Source organism: Leisingera aquimarina DSM 24565 (genome assembly GCF_000473165.1).
Classification (GTDB): Bacteria; Pseudomonadota; Alphaproteobacteria; order Rhodobacterales; family Rhodobacteraceae; genus Leisingera; species Leisingera aquimarina.
Map to the genome: position 1 here is coordinate 24,810 of NZ_KI421505.1, position 16,339 is coordinate 41,148.

A 16,339-nucleotide genomic window follows, 5' to 3' on the forward strand; every position below is an offset into this window, starting at 1 on the left:
GGCACCGCCGAAAGCGAGACGCTGGACTTCTCCGGCGGCATCCAGATCACGGAGATCGAGGAGATCGACGCGGGCGACGGCGACGATACCGTGGCGGGCACGGACCAGGCCGACACCATCGAAGGCAACCGCGGCGACGACGATCTGTCGGGCGGCGCGGGCGACGACGTCTTTCTGGTCTACGGCTCCTCTGCGGGCACCGACCAGGTCGATGGCGGCGCGGGCCATGACGCGCTGCAGGGCAGCCGCTATGGCGATACCTTCCGGGTGACCGACAACCTCGGCAACCTCACCTCCGTCGAGGAGATCCGCGGCGGCGGCGGCTATGACGTCATCGCAGGCACCGCCGAAAGCGAGACGCTGGACTTCTCCGGCGGCATCCAGATCACGGAGATCGAGGAGATCGACGCGGGCGACGGCGACGATACCGTGGCGGGCACGGACCAGGCCGACACCATCGAAGGCAACCGCGGCGACGACGACCTGTCGGGCGGCGCGGGCGACGACGTCTTTCTGGTCTACGGCTCCTCCGCGGGCACCGACCAGGTCGATGGCGGCGCGGGCCATGACGCGCTGCAGGGCAGCCGCTATGGCGATACCTTCCGGGTGACCGACAACCTCGGCAACCTCACCTCCGTCGAGGAGATCCGCGGCGGCGGCGGCTATGACGTCATCGCGGGCACCGCCGAAAGCGAGACGCTGGACTTCTCCGGCGGCATCCAGATCACGGAGATCGAGGAGATCGACGCGGGCGACGGCGACGATACCGTGGCGGGCACGGACCAGGCCGACACCATCGAAGGCAACCGCGGCGACGACGACCTGTCGGGCGGCGGCGGAAATGATCTGCTGCAGGGGGGCGACGGCAACGACACTCTAGAGGGGGGCAGTGGCGAGGACACCCTGACCGGTGGCGCTGGAGACGACCTTTTCCTCTACGCGGCAGGGGACGGATCCGACGAGATCGACGGCGGCAGCGGTTGGGACGACACAATCCGCCTGGAAACCGGGAGCGGCGCTGCGGTGGCCGACGGCAACACGGTTGAGGGCAACGGCTGGGTTCTGCAGGTTGAGACCGGTTCCGTGGAAAGTGTGGGCGACGGAAACCTGAATCTTTCAGAAGGAGCTTCCGGCAGGATCACATTCGATGATGGCGAGGAAATTGATTTTGACGGTATCGAAACCATCACTTGGTAGCACCTGAAACGAAACACTCTTTTCAATGTTTCCATAAAGTTAACTTCCCCCCGCTATGTTTCTTGCGGTAACTTGTTGAAAGGCTGGGCCTTGGCCGGAAAGTTTTTTACTCTTTTTCGACAGCACCAGGTTCAGACCAGTGCTTCGGCGGAAATGGGAGCCGCGGTGGCGAATACGCTGGGGCTGGTCCTTCCGCTGATCACCATTCAGGTTTTTGACCGGGTGATCCCCAACAGCGCAATCGAGACGCTGATTGTGCTGGCCGTAATCCTTGTCGGCGCAGTCCTGGCTGAAGCCGCGGTCCGGATCGCGCTGGCCGGTCTTCATTCGGCTTTCGGGATGCGCTACGAACTCGAGACCAAGCTCCGGCTTTACGAAAACGTGCTCTACCAGCCCGCAGAAAGTAAGCAGCCAGAGACTGCGCAAGCAGGACAAGAGGCGCTTGAAACCATCAGTAAGGTGCAGCAGATGAACTCCGGCGGCCAGAGACTGTCGCTGGTTGACCTGCCTTTTGCCGGCGTGTTTCTGGCCGTTTTCTGGGTCATAGAACCCTGGCTGGCCGTCGCGATACTAGCCATCCTGGCTGCTGTTCTTTTTTTGCGGTCGCAGGGCCGAAAGGCCCTACGGGACCTGAACGAGAACCGCCGTGAAATCTCCGCGCGTTCCACCAGTTTTGTGTTCGAGGTTCTTTCCGGCATTGAGCATCTCAAAGGCCTTGGCGCGGGTGAGTTTATGATGCGCCGTCATGAAAGACTGGTGGCCAGGGGGGCGGAAGTGACCCAAGAACTGGTCTTCCGCCAAACCTCTGGCCGTGCATTTGCAGAAGCACTCTCGAAAGCGGCACCAATGCTCATTGCCATGGTCGGTGCGCCCTTTGTGATCAACAGAACGTTGACCCCGGGAGAACTGGCCGCAACCATCCTGCTGTCAGGCCGCGTCATCGCACCCTTCGTAAAATTGCAGGCGGCGTTTGCCGGAAATCTGGCTATCCGTCCGGCACTTGACCGCCTGGACAGCGCCCTGACGGCACCAGCCGCTGTTGGGACGCTCCATCCAGCGGACAAGATCGAAACTCTCGAACTCGTGGACCTCGATGTGCATTCGACTGCCGGAAACCTGGTGTGCGAGGGTCTGAACCTGTCGTTGCAGCGGGGAGAGTCAATTGCCATCAGCGGCGCCAGCGGGAGCGGCAAGTCCACTCTGCTGAAAACGATGCTGGGCCAGCACCGTTCGAGTTCCGGCAAGGTGCTGGTCAACGGCTGTGAAATTTCCCGCTATGATCCGGATTATATCGCAAGCCGGTTTGCTTTCATGCAGTCTGCGCCTGTGCATTCCTCGGGCAGCGTGATGGATGCGCTCACCGGGATGGGCGGGCCAGCAATTTTGCCCGAAGCGCTTGAAACAGCACGGGAACTGGGGCTGGCTGACTATTTCGCCCTTCAGCCTGACGATTTCTTGGACAAGTCCCTGAACACAGCCGGCGCCGACATCCCCGTTGCCGTCCAGTCGCAATTGCCGTTGGTTGCGGCGTTGGTGAAATCCCCTCATGCCATTCTGTTTGACGAGGCCAATGCTCAGTTGGATCTGCGCGCTGACCGGCTGCTGCTGGAGGCACTGAAACGGCGTCGTCGCCACGCGATTACGGTCCTGGTGACTCAGCGGCCGTCGTTCGCCGCAATTGCAGACCGTCAGTTCCACCTGGAGGACGGCAGCCTGACAAACTTTCAAGAATTCCCACGCGCACCGCACCAAACCACCGCGGCTGCCATTGACGCACCGGGTGCAGCATGAACGGCCGATCCCCCGCCACCGTTGCAAGTAACTCCGCACTCAGTGCCTTGGAGCTGGACTTGATTGCCGACAGCATTGACACAAGCAAGTGTTGGGGCGTGACATCCAAGGACCCGGTGCTCGCCGCGGTCTTCCGGATACTCGGAACGTTCGGCTGGACCGGCTCACGCGACAGTTTCGTGCGCGCGCTGCCGCATTTGCCGGACCGTTTGACGGCCTCGGACCTGAGGTCGATCCTGTCACGGCTCGGAATTTCCAGCTCCGAAAGCCGCCTCGGAAGCCGCCGGGTTGAAGACCTCGCTCCAGCCACAACACTGGTCACCGGCGCAGGCCGCATCCTCATTGTGCAGACCGGTGCGGAAGGTGGTTCCACCCTGATCGACCCCGTGACCGGAGAACGCTGCAATCAAGGGGTGACATCCCGGACGCTGACATTCAGTTTCAATAAACCCTCGCAAACCGCGCAATACGGTTTTGTAAGGCAGCTTCTAATACGCTTTCAACAGAACTGGATGCAGGCGTTTGCCGCCAAGACCGTCAGCAACTTCGCAGCGCTGGCCATCGCGTTTGGGGTGATTGCCGTCTATGACGCGGTAATCCCGGCCAGGGCTCATGACACTCTCGCCTGGCTCGCAGCCGGCCTGGCCATGCTCCTGCTGCTCGACATGAGCATCCGCGGCCTCAAGGCCCGGAGCCTTGCCCGGATCGCGGCGCGGATGGAATTTCTCGTCGCTACCACCGTGCTACGCAAGATTTTCTCCCTGCCCCTCCAGCACATAATTGCAAGCCCCGTCAGCACCCAGGCGGTCCGGATCCGGCAGTTCAGCCGCATGGCCACCCTGCTTGTCGGCAACGCGGCCGACACCGTGGCCGATCTGCCTTTTTCCTTGCTTACGGTTGCGGCAATTTTTGCGATTGCGGGGCCGCTTGGCTTTGTTCCCGTTGTTCTGATGTTGTGTTTCGGCCTTTTGGCGGCCTTTCTGGTACCGCATCTGCGCCGCACGGAAGCCGCTGCCCGAAGCGCAGTTGAAAATGAAAACCGTGTCACCAGCGACCTGTTCCGGAATGCCGTTGCAATCCGCTGTGCAGGCGAGCAGCGGGCATGGCGGGAGCGTCTGGAAACAGTCACTCGCCGCAAGGCTATTGCGGGGCGGCGCGCAGAGATGGCGCAAAGCGCAATCGACGCAGTGTGCAAATCAGCGACACCGGTGGCCGGGGGGCTGACCGCGCTTTTCGGCGCCTTTCTGGTCATCCAGGGCAACCTGTCATCCGGCGCGTTGCTCGGGGCTGTGATGCTGACATGGCGCGCCATTGCGCCGCTGCAGTCCGCTTTGCTGCTGGCGACCAAATGGACCGAGATTGCGGGCGTCGCATCGCAGCTGGACCGGCTTGCCGCCCTGCGCCAGGAGCACGACCCCAAACGCGTGCACCACAGCTATTCGGCCAAAGGCGACATTCAGCTGAACGCGGTAGGCTTCCGATACGGCAACAAAAGCGCCCCTGCCCTGCGCAGCCTGAGCACGCGGATCCCGGAAGGGGCGCTGGTTGCAATCACCGGCCCGTCAGCGGCAGGGAAGTCGACGTTTCTGCGGCTGGTGGCGGGCTTGCTGCAGCCTCAGACCGGAGTGCTGTCGATAAACGGGGTCAACGCCAGCCAGATCCCTGTGTCCCAGCTGCGCCAGTTCATAAGCTATGTGCCTGCACGGCCGGTGCTTGTGCATGGCTCGGTGGCTCAGAACCTGCGTCTCGCCTACCCCTTTGCCACAGAAGCACAGATGTTTGAGATACTCGACGAACTCTCTCTGCACGACGCTGTCGGGAAACTGCCAGATGGCATTCACACGGTGCTCACGGACCAGGTCCAGGCCACGCTGCCCAGCGGCTTCCGCCAGTCCCTTGCGGTTGCGCAAGCACTGCTGCGCGACCCGCAGGTCCTACTGCTTGACGACCCGGCCCAGTCATTGGACCAGACCCTAGAAGCAGCAATGATCAAAGCGTTCCAGCGCCGCAAAGGCCGTGTCACCATGCTGATGGTGACACATCGCCCCAGTCACATCCGGCTCGCGGATCTCGAACTGCCCCTGCTTGATGGCATGCCCAGGCTGGCCAGGCGAAAGAAGGAAAACGCCGCATGACAGTGCACAGCAATCCAGTGGCACCGGCCGCCAGCGGAACACCGGTTGGCAACGCGTTTCAAAGGCGCGCGCTTTTGCTGGAGGCCGATCTCTCCGAGCCAGCCGACACCAAGGGCTACACCCGGCTGATCTGGCTGCTTGCGATCGCCGCCGCAGGCTTTGTCGCATGGGCCGCGATGACCCCGGTCTACGAAACCGTGACCGGAGAGGGCCGCCTGATGCCCCTTGATGGCGTGCGCACCTTACAAAGCGAGCATGGCGGTCGCGTGACCGCCGTTCATGTGCGGCAAGGCTCGGAGGTGCGCGCCGGAGATCCGCTGGTGACCTTTGACCGTTCGCGTGACCTGCTGCAGCTAAAGCAGCTCAGGGTGCGCGAAGCGGCGCTGCGTCTGGAACTGGACCTGCAGTCCGCAATCTTAGGTGGCACGGAATTCACCCCCACCAGCAGCTGGAAGACCGTCCTGAGCCAAAGCCAGCAGGCGTCGTTCCTTGCCGAGGCCGCTGCAGTCCGCTCAAGACTCGACCTGATCTCGGCGGACCTGGACCTTGCCAGCGCCCGCAAAGCCGAAGCGTCCGCGCGCCTGATGGAACTGGACCGGCGGCGAGTGATACTGGCCGAGCGTCTTGTCTCTTTTGACCGGTCCTTCAGCAGTGGCGGCTTCATCAGCCGCCGGGACAGAGACCAGGCCGAACTGAGCCTGATTGAAGCCCGCGAGCAGATCGCAGTGGCAACTGCCGAGAGGCGCACTGCGGAGATCAGCATGCAAAAGGCCCGGCGCGAAAAGGCAGAATACCTTGCCGCCCGCAAAAGCACCGCCGCCCGTGCCGTTGCAGAAACCGAAGCCAAAATGGCGGAACTCCGCGAGGAAATCGCCCGCTATCAGCTGCGCGCGGACAGCGGAGTGCTGGTCAGTCCGCTTGACGGCGTGGTCCAGGCGGTCGAGGTCGATACCAAAGGGCAGGTCATCAGCCCAGGCGGCCCCGTCGCTGAAGTCGTGCCGGAGGGCGCCGAATTGTTCGCCGAGGTTTTGATACCGGCCAGCCGGATCGGCGGTATCGAACCAGGCTTCGCCGGCGCTTTGACCCTTCTGACCTTCGACGCCGCACAGTTCGGGACCCTTGCGGGCACTGTTGTGTCCGTTTCGCCCAGCTCGGAAATTCTGGACAGCAGCGAAGCTGCCTATCTGGTACGGCTTAGTATCGGGCCGGATCTGGGTACCAGGCAACAGGACTTGAAGCTGCGGCCCGGCTTGTCGGTCTCCGCAGACATCCGTCTCGGCAGTAAAACGGTGTTCGAATATTTCCTAAAACCTCTGCGGGCGATCCGAGATGCCGCGTTCTCAGAGCAATGAACCACCGTTTCTGACTGGTTCGTGGCTGTTCCCTATGTATGATCTACTCCCCAATCGTTGGACAGTTTCCGGCGTAGATTAAGCTACTCTCTGCCCCTGCTGACCGGGTTGGGTTTCGTCTTTTCTCAGCCAATGGACCACGGCTGGCGGTCTGCCCCCAAGGGCGGAATGCGGGCGCTTCCGATTGTAGAATCCCACCCACTTTCCGACGCCCGCCCTTGCCTCCGATCCAGTTTCCCAAGCCTGCAGGTAGACGCATTCGTATTTCAGGGTGCGCCACAGCCTCTCGATGAAGATGTTGTCGAGGAACCGGCCTTTTCCATCCATCGAGATGCGCACGCCAGCTCTGCGCAGTCTGTCCGTCCAGGCGAAGGAGGTGAATTGCGAGCCCTGATCGGTGTTCATGATGCCGGGCGGGCCGAAGCGGTGGATTGCCTCGTTCAGCGCCTCGACGCAGAAGCCGGCTTCCAGCGTATTCGAGATGCGCCAGGCCAGCACCTTGCGCGTGTGCCAGTCAATGACCGCCACCAAATACAGGAACCCCTTGCGCATCCATTGCCCGGCAGGCGATTGCGAAGCAATCTGCCGAGAGGGGCAGGTAGGTGATGCCGGCCGCCCAGACCTGGTCTGGGCGGGTCCAGTAGCGCCCGCTTCCAGCTGTGGATCATCGTTGGGTGAACGCCAAACTGGCTTGCCAGCTCAGCGACAGTCCGTTCGCCTTTCAAAGGGCTTTGTTGCACAAATCGGATGGCGAGCGGACTTCCCCTTTCCCCTGAAGGACTTACCCGATAGCCTCTGTTGCGGGTATGCCAAGAGCGGTGTAGCGGTTGAGCACGGCGAAACGGGTTTGGATTTCCGCGACCTGCCTGTCGAAGTCTCGCGCCGAGAGGCGCTGCCCCAGCAGTTTCACGCAATGCATCCTTTCGTCGGGAAAATGATCCCCCCGATCATTTTCTGACCCTCCTCAAATCTCGGCGCGGCTTCGGCGGTGATATCCGCTCCACCGCTTCCAAAGGACGCGACCCAGATATCGCGAAGCGTTTACGGCCTCGTTTCGGGCAATGGCTCCTGGGCTTGTTGGCTTCCATGGCTTGGCGTTCTTGCGGGACGGGATGACGGCATGATCGTCTCGGCCAAGGCATTGTCGCAACTGTCTCCGGCGCTGCCGGCAGAGGGCTCGATACCAGCTTCTCCCAACCGCTCTGTGTATTTGATCGACAGGTATTGGCTGACCCACTGCGTGACAGGCGATGCGAGCATCGCCGAGAACGGCGGCCGGAGTGGTGAACAAGCCCCATCGCCTTTGCGGGCCGCCGCTCGTGAACAGCCTGCTCCAGAGCATCGAGAACGAACCCGGCATGCGCCGGGGTGCTGACACGACCCATTGACCGGCAGGCGATTTGGCCATGCCAGATCTGCCGGGAGGGGGCCGGCGATCTTGCGGGCATAGGCATCAATGAGCGAGCCTTTGTCCGCCATTGGTCCGAGGACAATGGCGAGCGCCTTGAATACCCATGCCCTTCATCAGCCGAGCAACCGTGCAGCGGGCGGCGTCAAAGCCTTTCCGCTGCAATTGCCGCCAGACCTTCCGCACGCCATAGACCCGCCAGTTCTCTTCGAAAACCCGCCGGATCTCGGGCCGCAATGCCGCGTCACGCCGGGCACGCTCCGACAACCGGGCCGGACCGGCCCGCTTCACCAGGAGCTCATAATACCTGGAAGGGGCAATCGGCAGGAATGAGACATGCCGCGCCATTGGTCCGAGCGGCAATGGCGAATGCAGATCGGCTCGCCCCCATGCTCCGCGCGATGCATGCCGGTAAATGACACCATCACTTCGACCGGCGGCCGAGCGCCGCCATCGCAAAATACGCGGAGGCTTTGCGGAGGATCTCGTTCGCCTGGCGCTGCTCGCGGTTCTCCCGCTCCAGCGTCTTCATCTTGCCGGCTGCATCTGTTGGCACGCCCGCCCGCTTGCCGCTGTCGGCTTCTGCCTTCTTAACCCACTCATTCAGCTTATGCGCCGAACAGCCGGTCTTTGCGGAGCTCGACATGATCGCCTGCCAACGGGAACTGTGCTGGCCGTTCGCCATTGGGCGCGAACCAATGGCGCCTCAATGGCTCACTTGTCCAGCACCAGCCGCACCGCACGCTCGCGGACCTCAGGAGAATACTTGTTTGTTGTCTTGCTCATTGTGGCTTCATCCTAATCAGGAGGTGAAGCCTCCGGAAAACCCGGGGCGGTTCAAGGCCCGTTCGCCTCGCTATCTCCCGAATAGACATCTGATCCCGAAGCGCCCAGCGTCGGTTCACACTCAAAATGCCATGTCGATCGCTCCAATAACCCCTGCCGATAAAAGCCAGGGGCACGGTCACACATGGGTCAATTCTCAATGAGAACTTTCGACTGTACCGGGTCAGATCCCAGCGGAAATCAACAACCTAGTCTGGTTTGGATCGCTTTTGCCGCAGCGAGCGCAACGTGATCGCGACCGATAGCCGAAACGACTTGCACTCCGATTGGCAGACCACCTGAGTTGCGCCCCGCGGGAACAGTCGCCGCCGGAAATCCACTGATGTTGTGGACATTCAGGTCGTTCCAGAAATTATAGCCTTGCGGCGTATCATCATGTAAACGCGCGGCCGCCGGTGACACGGGGCCAAGCAGTACATCATATCTGCTGAAGAAGGCCGACAGATCGGCTTTGAAGGCCGAAATCTGCTTGCAAAATGCAGTCGCGCTCCTGTCTGCTGCTGGTGGCTCCTGACGAAGATTGAGATCCGTTGAACCGGAAATACCGCCTTCTAGAGCGAGGCTGGAAAGTTTGTTTTTCCACACGCCCCCATCTGCTGTCACCAGAGCTTCGAATAGCATGGAGGCCTTGGGAAGACCTGCGGGGAAGTCCCGGGAAATGTCGGCTTTAGCATCTTGCAAGGCGGCAACCGCGCAGGTTACGGCTTTGGCCGTATCTTCTGAAACCGGATAAGCGCCGCAACCGGTATAATAGGCCACCCGGATACCGGCCAAACCTGCTTCTACAGTTCCATTTGAGTAAACCGATGTTGCATCAGGGTCTTGCCCATCGGGGCCGCTGATAACGGTCAGTGCCAGAGCCAGGTCATCGACATAACGTGCCATCGGCCCAATCTGTGTCAGGGTATCCAGCGTTCCAAGCCCATATGACACGCAATGGCCAGTGCGCGGCACGAGGCCCGCAGATGGTTTGATCCCAGCAATTCCACAAACATGGGCAGGGTCACGAATGCTGCCGCCGGTGTCGCTGCCAATGTCCAAAGCGGCACATCCTGCCGCTACCGCTGCCGCCGCGCCGCCGCTGCTGCCACTGGGTGATCGTGCCAGGTCATAGGGGTTGTTGGTACGTCCAAACAGCGGAGGATTGGTGTGTGCCGCTTGGTGAACTGTCAGCTCAGAAGTGTTGGTCTTGCCAAGGATTATTGCGCCCGCTTCGCGCAGGCGGGCCACAACAGTAGCGTCTTTGCGGGGGACAACCCCGGCCCGGGCCGGCATTCCGTAGGTGGTCACGATCCCTTCCGTATCAAACGAGTCTTTGATCGTGATCGGAACCCCCATCAACAGTCCTGAATTCTGGCCTTGGGCAATTTGTGCATCTGTCTTCCGGGCTTCGTCGAGTGCGCGTTCCGCAGCCAAAGTGACCACTGCATTGATCGCCGGGTTCACCGCTGAGATGCGCTCTAGATGCAGGGTGACGAGTTCGTGCGAAGAAATTGCCTTCCTTTGGATTGCAGTGGCCATTTCGACCGCAGAAGCAAATAGCCATTCCTGCATCAGGTACTTGTCCTCGTTGCTCAAAGGGAGCACCTGCCTGGCGCTCCCTTCATATGTAAGGCTCCGGGTGCTCAACAGCAGACCGGAGCCGGAAACACGGCGACGTTAGCCGGCAAGCCCCATCTGATAGTGATGCAGGTCGTAGGTGAGATGCATCCCCGCTCCGACGACGCCCGGGCGCACATGGCGGTACAGCGAGCGCCAGTAAGGCTGGATCGTTACCCCGTCGTCCTGAATGAGTTTCTGGATTTTCGCCATAACCGCACGGCGCTTATCCGCGTCAGCAATGGCAAGGGCTTCATCAAGCAGGGTATCGAACTCGGCATTTTCCCAGCCGAACTCATTCCAGGGCTCACCCGAGCGGTAAGCGACTGCCAGAATCTGGACCGCCAGGGCCCTATGGTTCCAGTTTGTCGAGGAGAACGGGTATTTGGCCCAATCATTCCAGAATGTTGATCCTGGCAAGACAGAGCGTTTCACTTTGATGCCTGCATCGCGCAATTGAGCGGCGACGGCGTCAGTGGTGTTCCGGCGCCAGTCGTCGTCAATGGACAGGAGCTCATGTTCGAAGTCTTCCATGCCGGCCTCTTTCATCAGGGCAAGGGCACCTTCGGGGTCATATACGGCAGGCGGCAGCTCGGCATACTCCGGGTGTACTGGGGCTACATGGTGGTTCTCTGCCGGGATCCCCTGATCATTGTAGCCAAGTTCAAGACAGACTTTATTGTCCACAGCCATCGCAAGCGCGCGGCGGACCCGCACGTCCGCGTAGGGCTTTACTCCGTTCACCTCGGCCTGCTGATTGGGGCGAATGACAATGGTCGACGCGGTAACCACTTCGGATTTTTCCAGTCCGATACCGTCAAACAGCGAAATGTAGTCCCCCAGCGACTCATAGACCACATCGATCTCTTCGGCTTCGATAGCAGCCAGCCAGGAGGAAGGATCAGTTCCGTAGTCGATGAACTCGATCCGGTCCAGATACGGCCCGCCATAGACCTCTGTTCCCCACCATTCCTGCTCTGAGTTGCGGACCAGCACGGCTTTGGTGCCGACTTCCAGCACTTCAATGAGGTAAGGGCCGGTCCCGGCATTCTTGTGCCCATCGGCTGCATTGTAGGACTGATGAATGATTGCGGCAGGATAGTCCGCCATGGCCGGTACAATTGAGATATCCGGGCGGGGCAATTTCAGATGGACGGTGTGATCGTCCGCTACCTTGACGGCCCCTTCAATTGCCTTACCCGTCTCTGGATCTACAAGTGTCGCCATGCGGCCCGCCATCGAGTTGCCCTCGACCGACTTATCGCACCAGCCGATGATGTTTCGGGCGACATCCTCGGCGGTGAAGTTATCGCCGTTGTGCCATTTCACGCCCTTGCGAACATTGAGCGTGTATTCGGTGGCGGTGTCATTCACTTCCCAGCTTTCGAGCAGCATCCCCCGGAAGGTCCCGTCGTTGTTGTATTCGACCAGGTATTCCAAGGTACTGCGGGTGAGGTTCCCCATTTCCGACCAGTCATAGGTCCGGGGTTCTTTGAGGCTTTGCACATTCATCTGAACGCGCAGAGTGCCGCCCATCTTTGGTGTCTGAGATGCGAAGGCGGGTGAGGCCGCTCCAACCATCCCGTATGCGGTGGCCGCAGCGACCCCCATCGACGTGGCGCGTGCCAGGAATTCCCGGCGGCTCAACTTGCCGGCGCAATGTTCCTCGGCGTACATTTTTGCAGCTGGATGGATTTGGAGTTGTGGCTTGGATTGACTAGGCATTTCATCCTCCCGTGTAAAAGCCAGGCTTGTCCGCCGTGTGTGGCGGTTCAGTACGTTGCGATAGATGGCCCGCCTGCATCGGGCGCAGGCGGGAAGAGATCCAGCAATTGGCGTGCCAGCTCGTCCCGGATTGGTCCAAATTCTGGGTTATGATACAGGTTGAAGTGCTCACCGGGATCCGCGCTGCGGTCGAAGAGCTCCCCCCAACTCGGATTGTTTGCGTAGAGAGTGAGGCGCCATTTTCCTGTAATCAGTGTCTGATTGTAGGTCTCGGGACGGGTGCGAGCGTGGTACTCGGCTATAAGGTGGTCTTGAGTTTCGTGGAGTTCGTCCGGCAGGAGGTTGGCGAAAGACGTTCCATCTCCAGCCTCTCCGGCAAGGCCCAAGTACTCCAGCAGCGTCGCCTTGAGATCGACATGGCTGGTGAACTGCGGCCGCTGCCCCTGTGTCACATTGGGTCCCGCCATGATCAGCGGAATGTTCAGCAACTGACGGTAAGGTGCAGGCCCCTTTCGGATCAGATTGTGATCACCCAGCAGTTCGCCATGGTCTGAGGTGAAGATTATCAATGTATCTTCAGTCAGCCCCCGGTCATCAAGGACTTTCAGGATCTGGCCCACACGGCTGTCGATCATAGAGACCATTCCGTAGGTGTGAGCCATGGCTTGCCGAAGCGATGCGTCAGACAGGCTGTGTGTGGTCTGCATGAACCCTTGCTCGCGGGGTGGCCCTGGGTCGCGCAGAAAATCCACGTAGCTCTTGCTGCCGTCTGCTCCGTCGCTTTCAGAGATATAGCTTGGCATGAGTGCAAGCTCGTTCACCTGTGCATCCGGAGCAGGCATGTCGGCGGGATCGTACATGTCGCACCAGGGGGCTGGCGGCGAGAACGGGTGATGCGGATCCGGAAAAGAGACAAGCAGGAAGAACGGGTTTGACGTGTCAGCAGCGGCAATGAAGTCGCATGCCTGGTCAGCTATCCAGCTATTGTAGTGCAATTCCTCCGGCACCGCGCTCTTCCAGATTTCATCACAATCCTCGGGCACCGGTGCCAGGGCGTTTTCCGGAAGGAACAGCTCTGCCGCCTCTGGTGCGGTTTTTCTCAGCCAGTTGGCATAGTGTCCGCCCTCTGTGGCGCTGACAGACTCACCGATCAGAATGTCGACGGTGTCAAATCCATAGAACGGCCCGTTCCACCCTGCACTCTCGGGAAGTTCCCAGAAGGCATTGGAATCGGGCATTTTGTGCTCTGCGCCGGCCAGGATTGGCTGGAAATGAAACTTTCCCACGCCGTGCGTTCTGTATCCGGCCGCCTTTAATTCATGCGAGATGAGAGGAATTTCTTCGCTCAGAGCAACACCGTTGCGGGTCAGTCCGTGGTTTCTGGCAAGGAGACCGGAAAACAGCGTTGCACGGCTCGGCGAACAAATCTGATGCGGCGTGTAGTGGTTTGTAAATACTGCTCCGCGCTCTGCCAGAACGTCCACATTGGGCGTTCTGGCAATTGGATTGCCTGTACACCCTAAGCTGTCAGCGCGCTGCTGATCAGTCATGATTAGAACAACATTTGTCATACCCGAACCGTCCTGTGATCGTGATCTCAAAACGGTAGCGGCAAACTTGCATCTAAAAAAATACTATGTTTTTGTACTGATATTCGAAATCCAAATATGACTTGTGATGTTTGACCGGAAGCAACTCGAAATCTTTCGCACTGTTATGAGCACTGGTTCGGTTTCCGGAGCAGCAACCCGCCTGAACCTCTCTCAACCCAGCGTCAGCCGTATCCTGGGCGATCTGGAGCGCGATTTCGGTTGCCCTTTGTTCACACGGAAAAGCAAGGGCGTGCAGCCGACCCCGGAAGCAGAAGAATTTCTGATCGAAGTCGAACGCACGTATTCTGCGCTAGCTTCTCTCGAAGAGGCTGCGGAGGAAATTGCCCGCAAGGAACGTGGTACTCTGACTTTTGGTGCAAATACCGCCTTGTCACTTGAGGTCGTGCCTCGGGCTCTGAAAGCTCTGGGAGTTCAGAAACACGATATTGCCGTCAACTGGCACGTCAAAACGTCCCGCTGGGTCACGGAATACGCCAGCATGGGTACGCTCAAGCTGGGCTTTGCCAACATTCAGGACATTCCTGAAGGCGTTAACCTGCTCTACGAAGGGGCAGTCCCGCATATGTGCATTCTGAGCGAAGAGCATGAACTTGCCCAAGCTCACAGCTCGCTTCACCTTGAGGATCTGCGAAAGGAACGGCTCATCGGGCTGCAAGGGGGCATCGCTGACGAATTGTCTATGCATCAGATTGGAGACAGGTTCCTTTCCCCATTGACGTCTGAGCTTTCGATAACGGCATTATTGCTGGGCGAACAAGATGTTGGCCTTCCTATCGCGGATGCATTCACTGCGCATTTCTGGACCGGACTGAAGCCGTCTGCCGCCCTTCCGATTGCCGATCTTCCAGCCTATCGTTTCGCCTTGTTTGAGCCCATTGGCGCGAGGCCTTCTCTCATCGCGCACCGGTTTAAGGAAGAACTTACCCGCGAAACGGAGCGCATTCTGCGCTGGATAGAGGAAATGCCCGGACAGACAGATGCTTGAAGTTCCGGTGGTCGGCGATGAAACCGCCGCGGGCGGCGCCTGAAACTTAAATCAGCGACCTTGCTCTCAAGCAAATGGAGTTAATGTGACAACACCCGGCCACCCGTTCACGGTGATGGATCAGGCCCGCGGCTATGCTGCGCGCGGCGGTGGCGCGGTGCCGGTGAGCCGAATGCTCCTCTGCCTATACCTATCAGGCGGACGCCTGCTGATCTGCCCCGAGTGCGCGCATGAATGGGCGGCGGATGCGCCGTCTGACCTAGCCGCAGACGTGCGTGACAGCGTGGGCAATGTGCTATGTGATGGAGACACTGTGACGGTTGTGAAAGACCTGAAGCTTTAAGGGACGTCCTCGGTCATCAAGGACGGAACAAAGTTCGGGGAATCCGGCTGGTCGGCGGCGACCGCGACAAAGATTGCAAGGTGCCGTGGTTCGGTCCAATCGGGCTGAAATCCAAATTTTTGAAGAAAGTATCCGGGTAAGGCCCTCGCTGATGGCCGGCGTCCGGGCTGCGATGGGTGCGGATCAGGCGACGGTCAGAACCCCCTTTCATTGGGCTTGCCCTGCCATTGTAGGAAGGCGCTGAACAGCTGCTGCTGGGTGCCGGTACCGAGCTTGGCATAGGCATTCTTGCGGTGGCTCATATCGGCTTAGCGTAGGATTCCATACTCACCCGCGACTAACCCCATGTTATTCTTCACCAAGGAACCTCAAGGACGATTTTGCCGGCGTGGCCCTTTCGGGCAAAACTTTCCTGTGCCTTGGCAATGTCCTTCAGAGCGTAGGTTTCTGCAACCAGCGGCTTGATTTCGCCGCGTTCGATTTGGCTGACCAGATTGCCGAAGACCTCGGGTACCAGAACTGTGCAGCCGAAGAAGCTGAGATCTTTCAGATAGAGTGTTCGCACATCCAGACCGACGATGTGGCCGCCGATTGCGCCTGCCACGGCATAGCGCCCACCCGGACGTATTACGTCCAGCAGGACCGGCCACTGTGGCCCTGCCCGCAAATCCATCACTTTCGACCGCGGCACCGAATTCGTGTCCTGGCCGCATCTGCAAGCACAGACCAGTACGCAGACATGGTATTGCGCCCCCTGCTCTCCTTGGCAAAAGGGCACGGTTGAGAACACAAGCCGGCGGGCCCGGCGATGGCTTCCGCGGAAGCACGATATCCGGCAGCTCTCAGATCACGACATTAAAGTAATTTGCGAGACCGTCTTAACAACACGCCCCGCAAATGCCTTGGGTGGAAGACGCCCGCGGGGTCTTCAGAGAGAAGATGATGGAAGAACTGGGCCGCTCCCCCAACCCTCAGAGGCAATAGGTACCGCGGTTCAGGTGTCGCTCACACGGGTGGATTTGTCGGAGTGGCTTTGATGATGGGTTGGGTAGCCCCTCCTGAAGGCACTTGTGCGAAAGTGGTCCGGATTGGACCAGGAGGATGAGCAATGAAGGAAGAACGACATTACAACTTTAGATCATTTATTAATAACTGCCTGAAGTTGTTTTATTAAAAAACCATAATAAATGATTGCTCGCGTCATACCTGTATAGCAGATTGAACGGTATTACAGTATCAATAAACACAGTTTTCTGCAGGCGGGATCCAGCGGTGCACGCATTTTTCGTTGCTGATGCCGCCGCCGCGGTGACCCGCCCTGACCGCCAACCGATCAGAATGAGCA

Annotated in this window: 10 protein-coding genes, 5 pseudogenes and 1 other annotated feature; of the genes and pseudogenes, 7 read left to right on the forward strand and 8 right to left on the reverse strand. The window is 59.6% G+C overall.

Annotation, left to right across the window (positions count from 1 at the left end; translation table 11 throughout):
* The 4 genes from AQUI_RS0125480 to AQUI_RS0125495 all read left to right on the forward strand — a co-directional run.
* The coding region (locus tag AQUI_RS0125480) for a calcium-binding protein (RefSeq protein WP_027260031.1) at positions 1-1,197 on the forward strand (1,197 nt) is incomplete at its 5' end.
* 165 nt (positions 1,198-1,362) lie between these two features.
* Positions 1,363-2,988 carry an ABC transporter transmembrane domain-containing protein gene (locus AQUI_RS0125485; RefSeq protein ID WP_211236074.1) on the forward strand — a complete coding sequence of 542 codons (1,626 nt, stop codon included), beginning with the start codon at positions 1,363-1,365 and terminating at the stop codon, positions 2,986-2,988.
* A 98-nt stretch (positions 2,989-3,086) separates the two neighbouring features.
* The gene (locus tag AQUI_RS0125490; RefSeq protein ID WP_169730840.1) at positions 3,087-5,123 is read left to right on the forward strand and encodes a peptidase domain-containing ABC transporter; all 2,037 of its coding nucleotides are present in this window, start codon (positions 3,087-3,089) and stop codon (positions 5,121-5,123) included.
* The gene (locus tag AQUI_RS0125495) at positions 5,120-6,475 is read left to right on the forward strand and encodes an HlyD family type I secretion periplasmic adaptor subunit (RefSeq protein ID WP_027260034.1); all 1,356 of its coding nucleotides are present in this window, start codon (positions 5,120-5,122) and stop codon (positions 6,473-6,475) included. Before AQUI_RS0125490 ends, AQUI_RS0125495 begins: the two co-directional genes overlap by 4 nt.
* A gap of 78 nt (positions 6,476-6,553) precedes the next feature.
* Here AQUI_RS0125495 and AQUI_RS28930 read toward each other — a convergent pair.
* From AQUI_RS28930 to AQUI_RS0125530, 7 genes and pseudogenes are all read right to left on the reverse strand, one after another.
* Positions 6,554-7,109, reverse strand: a pseudogene (locus AQUI_RS28930) (IS3 family transposase); the annotation flags it as partial.
* A gap of 147 nt (positions 7,110-7,256) precedes the next feature.
* A pseudogene (locus AQUI_RS30390) lies at positions 7,257-7,607 on the reverse strand (hypothetical protein); the annotation flags it as partial.
* Positions 7,598-8,669, reverse strand: a pseudogene (locus AQUI_RS32600) (transposase); the annotation flags it as partial. The pseudogenes AQUI_RS32600 and AQUI_RS30390, both read right to left, overlap by 10 nt.
* Positions 8,196-8,350 (reverse strand) — a sequence feature (AL1L pseudoknot). (Overlaps the previous pseudogene by 155 nt.)
* A complete protein-coding gene (locus AQUI_RS32605) occupies positions 8,666-8,797 on the reverse strand; it encodes a helix-turn-helix domain-containing protein (RefSeq protein WP_425411844.1) in 132 nt (43 codons plus the stop codon). The pseudogene AQUI_RS32600 and the gene AQUI_RS32605, both read right to left, overlap by 4 nt.
* Before the next feature lie 112 nt (positions 8,798-8,909).
* Positions 8,910-10,307 (reverse strand): amidase, encoded by a 1,398-nt coding sequence (locus tag AQUI_RS28945; protein ID WP_051372056.1) that lies wholly within the window; start codon positions 10,305-10,307, stop codon positions 8,910-8,912.
* Positions 10,308-10,388: 81 nt separating this feature from the next.
* The gene (locus tag AQUI_RS0125525; RefSeq protein WP_245596998.1) at positions 10,389-12,005 is read right to left on the reverse strand and encodes an ABC transporter substrate-binding protein; all 1,617 of its coding nucleotides are present in this window, start codon (positions 12,003-12,005) and stop codon (positions 10,389-10,391) included.
* Positions 12,006-12,100: 95 nt separating this feature from the next.
* Complete coding sequence (locus AQUI_RS0125530; protein ID WP_027260036.1) at positions 12,101-13,624, reverse strand: sulfatase-like hydrolase/transferase; 1,524 nt, start codon at positions 13,622-13,624, stop codon at positions 12,101-12,103.
* Between the two features lie 106 nt (positions 13,625-13,730).
* On the opposite strand from AQUI_RS0125530, the gene AQUI_RS29550 reads away from it, so the two are divergent.
* Positions 13,731-14,651: a LysR family transcriptional regulator gene (locus AQUI_RS29550; protein ID WP_027260037.1), complete on the forward strand. Its 921-nt coding sequence runs from the start codon at positions 13,731-13,733 to the stop codon at positions 14,649-14,651.
* 170 nt (positions 14,652-14,821) lie between these two features.
* Positions 14,822-15,134, forward strand: a pseudogene (locus AQUI_RS28955) (zinc ribbon domain-containing protein YjdM); the annotation flags it as partial.
* 215 nt (positions 15,135-15,349) lie between these two features.
* Here AQUI_RS28955 and AQUI_RS0125550 read toward each other — a convergent pair.
* Positions 15,350-15,667, reverse strand: a complete 318-nt coding sequence (locus tag AQUI_RS0125550) for a zinc-binding dehydrogenase (RefSeq protein ID WP_027260038.1) — start codon at positions 15,665-15,667, stop codon at positions 15,350-15,352.
* Here AQUI_RS0125550 and AQUI_RS31045 point away from each other — a divergent pair.
* A pseudogene (locus AQUI_RS31045) lies at positions 15,654-15,978 on the forward strand (IS30 family transposase); the annotation flags it as partial. The gene AQUI_RS0125550 and the pseudogene AQUI_RS31045 sit on opposite strands and share 14 nt — an antisense overlap.
* Between the last annotated feature and the right edge of the window lie 361 nt (positions 15,979-16,339).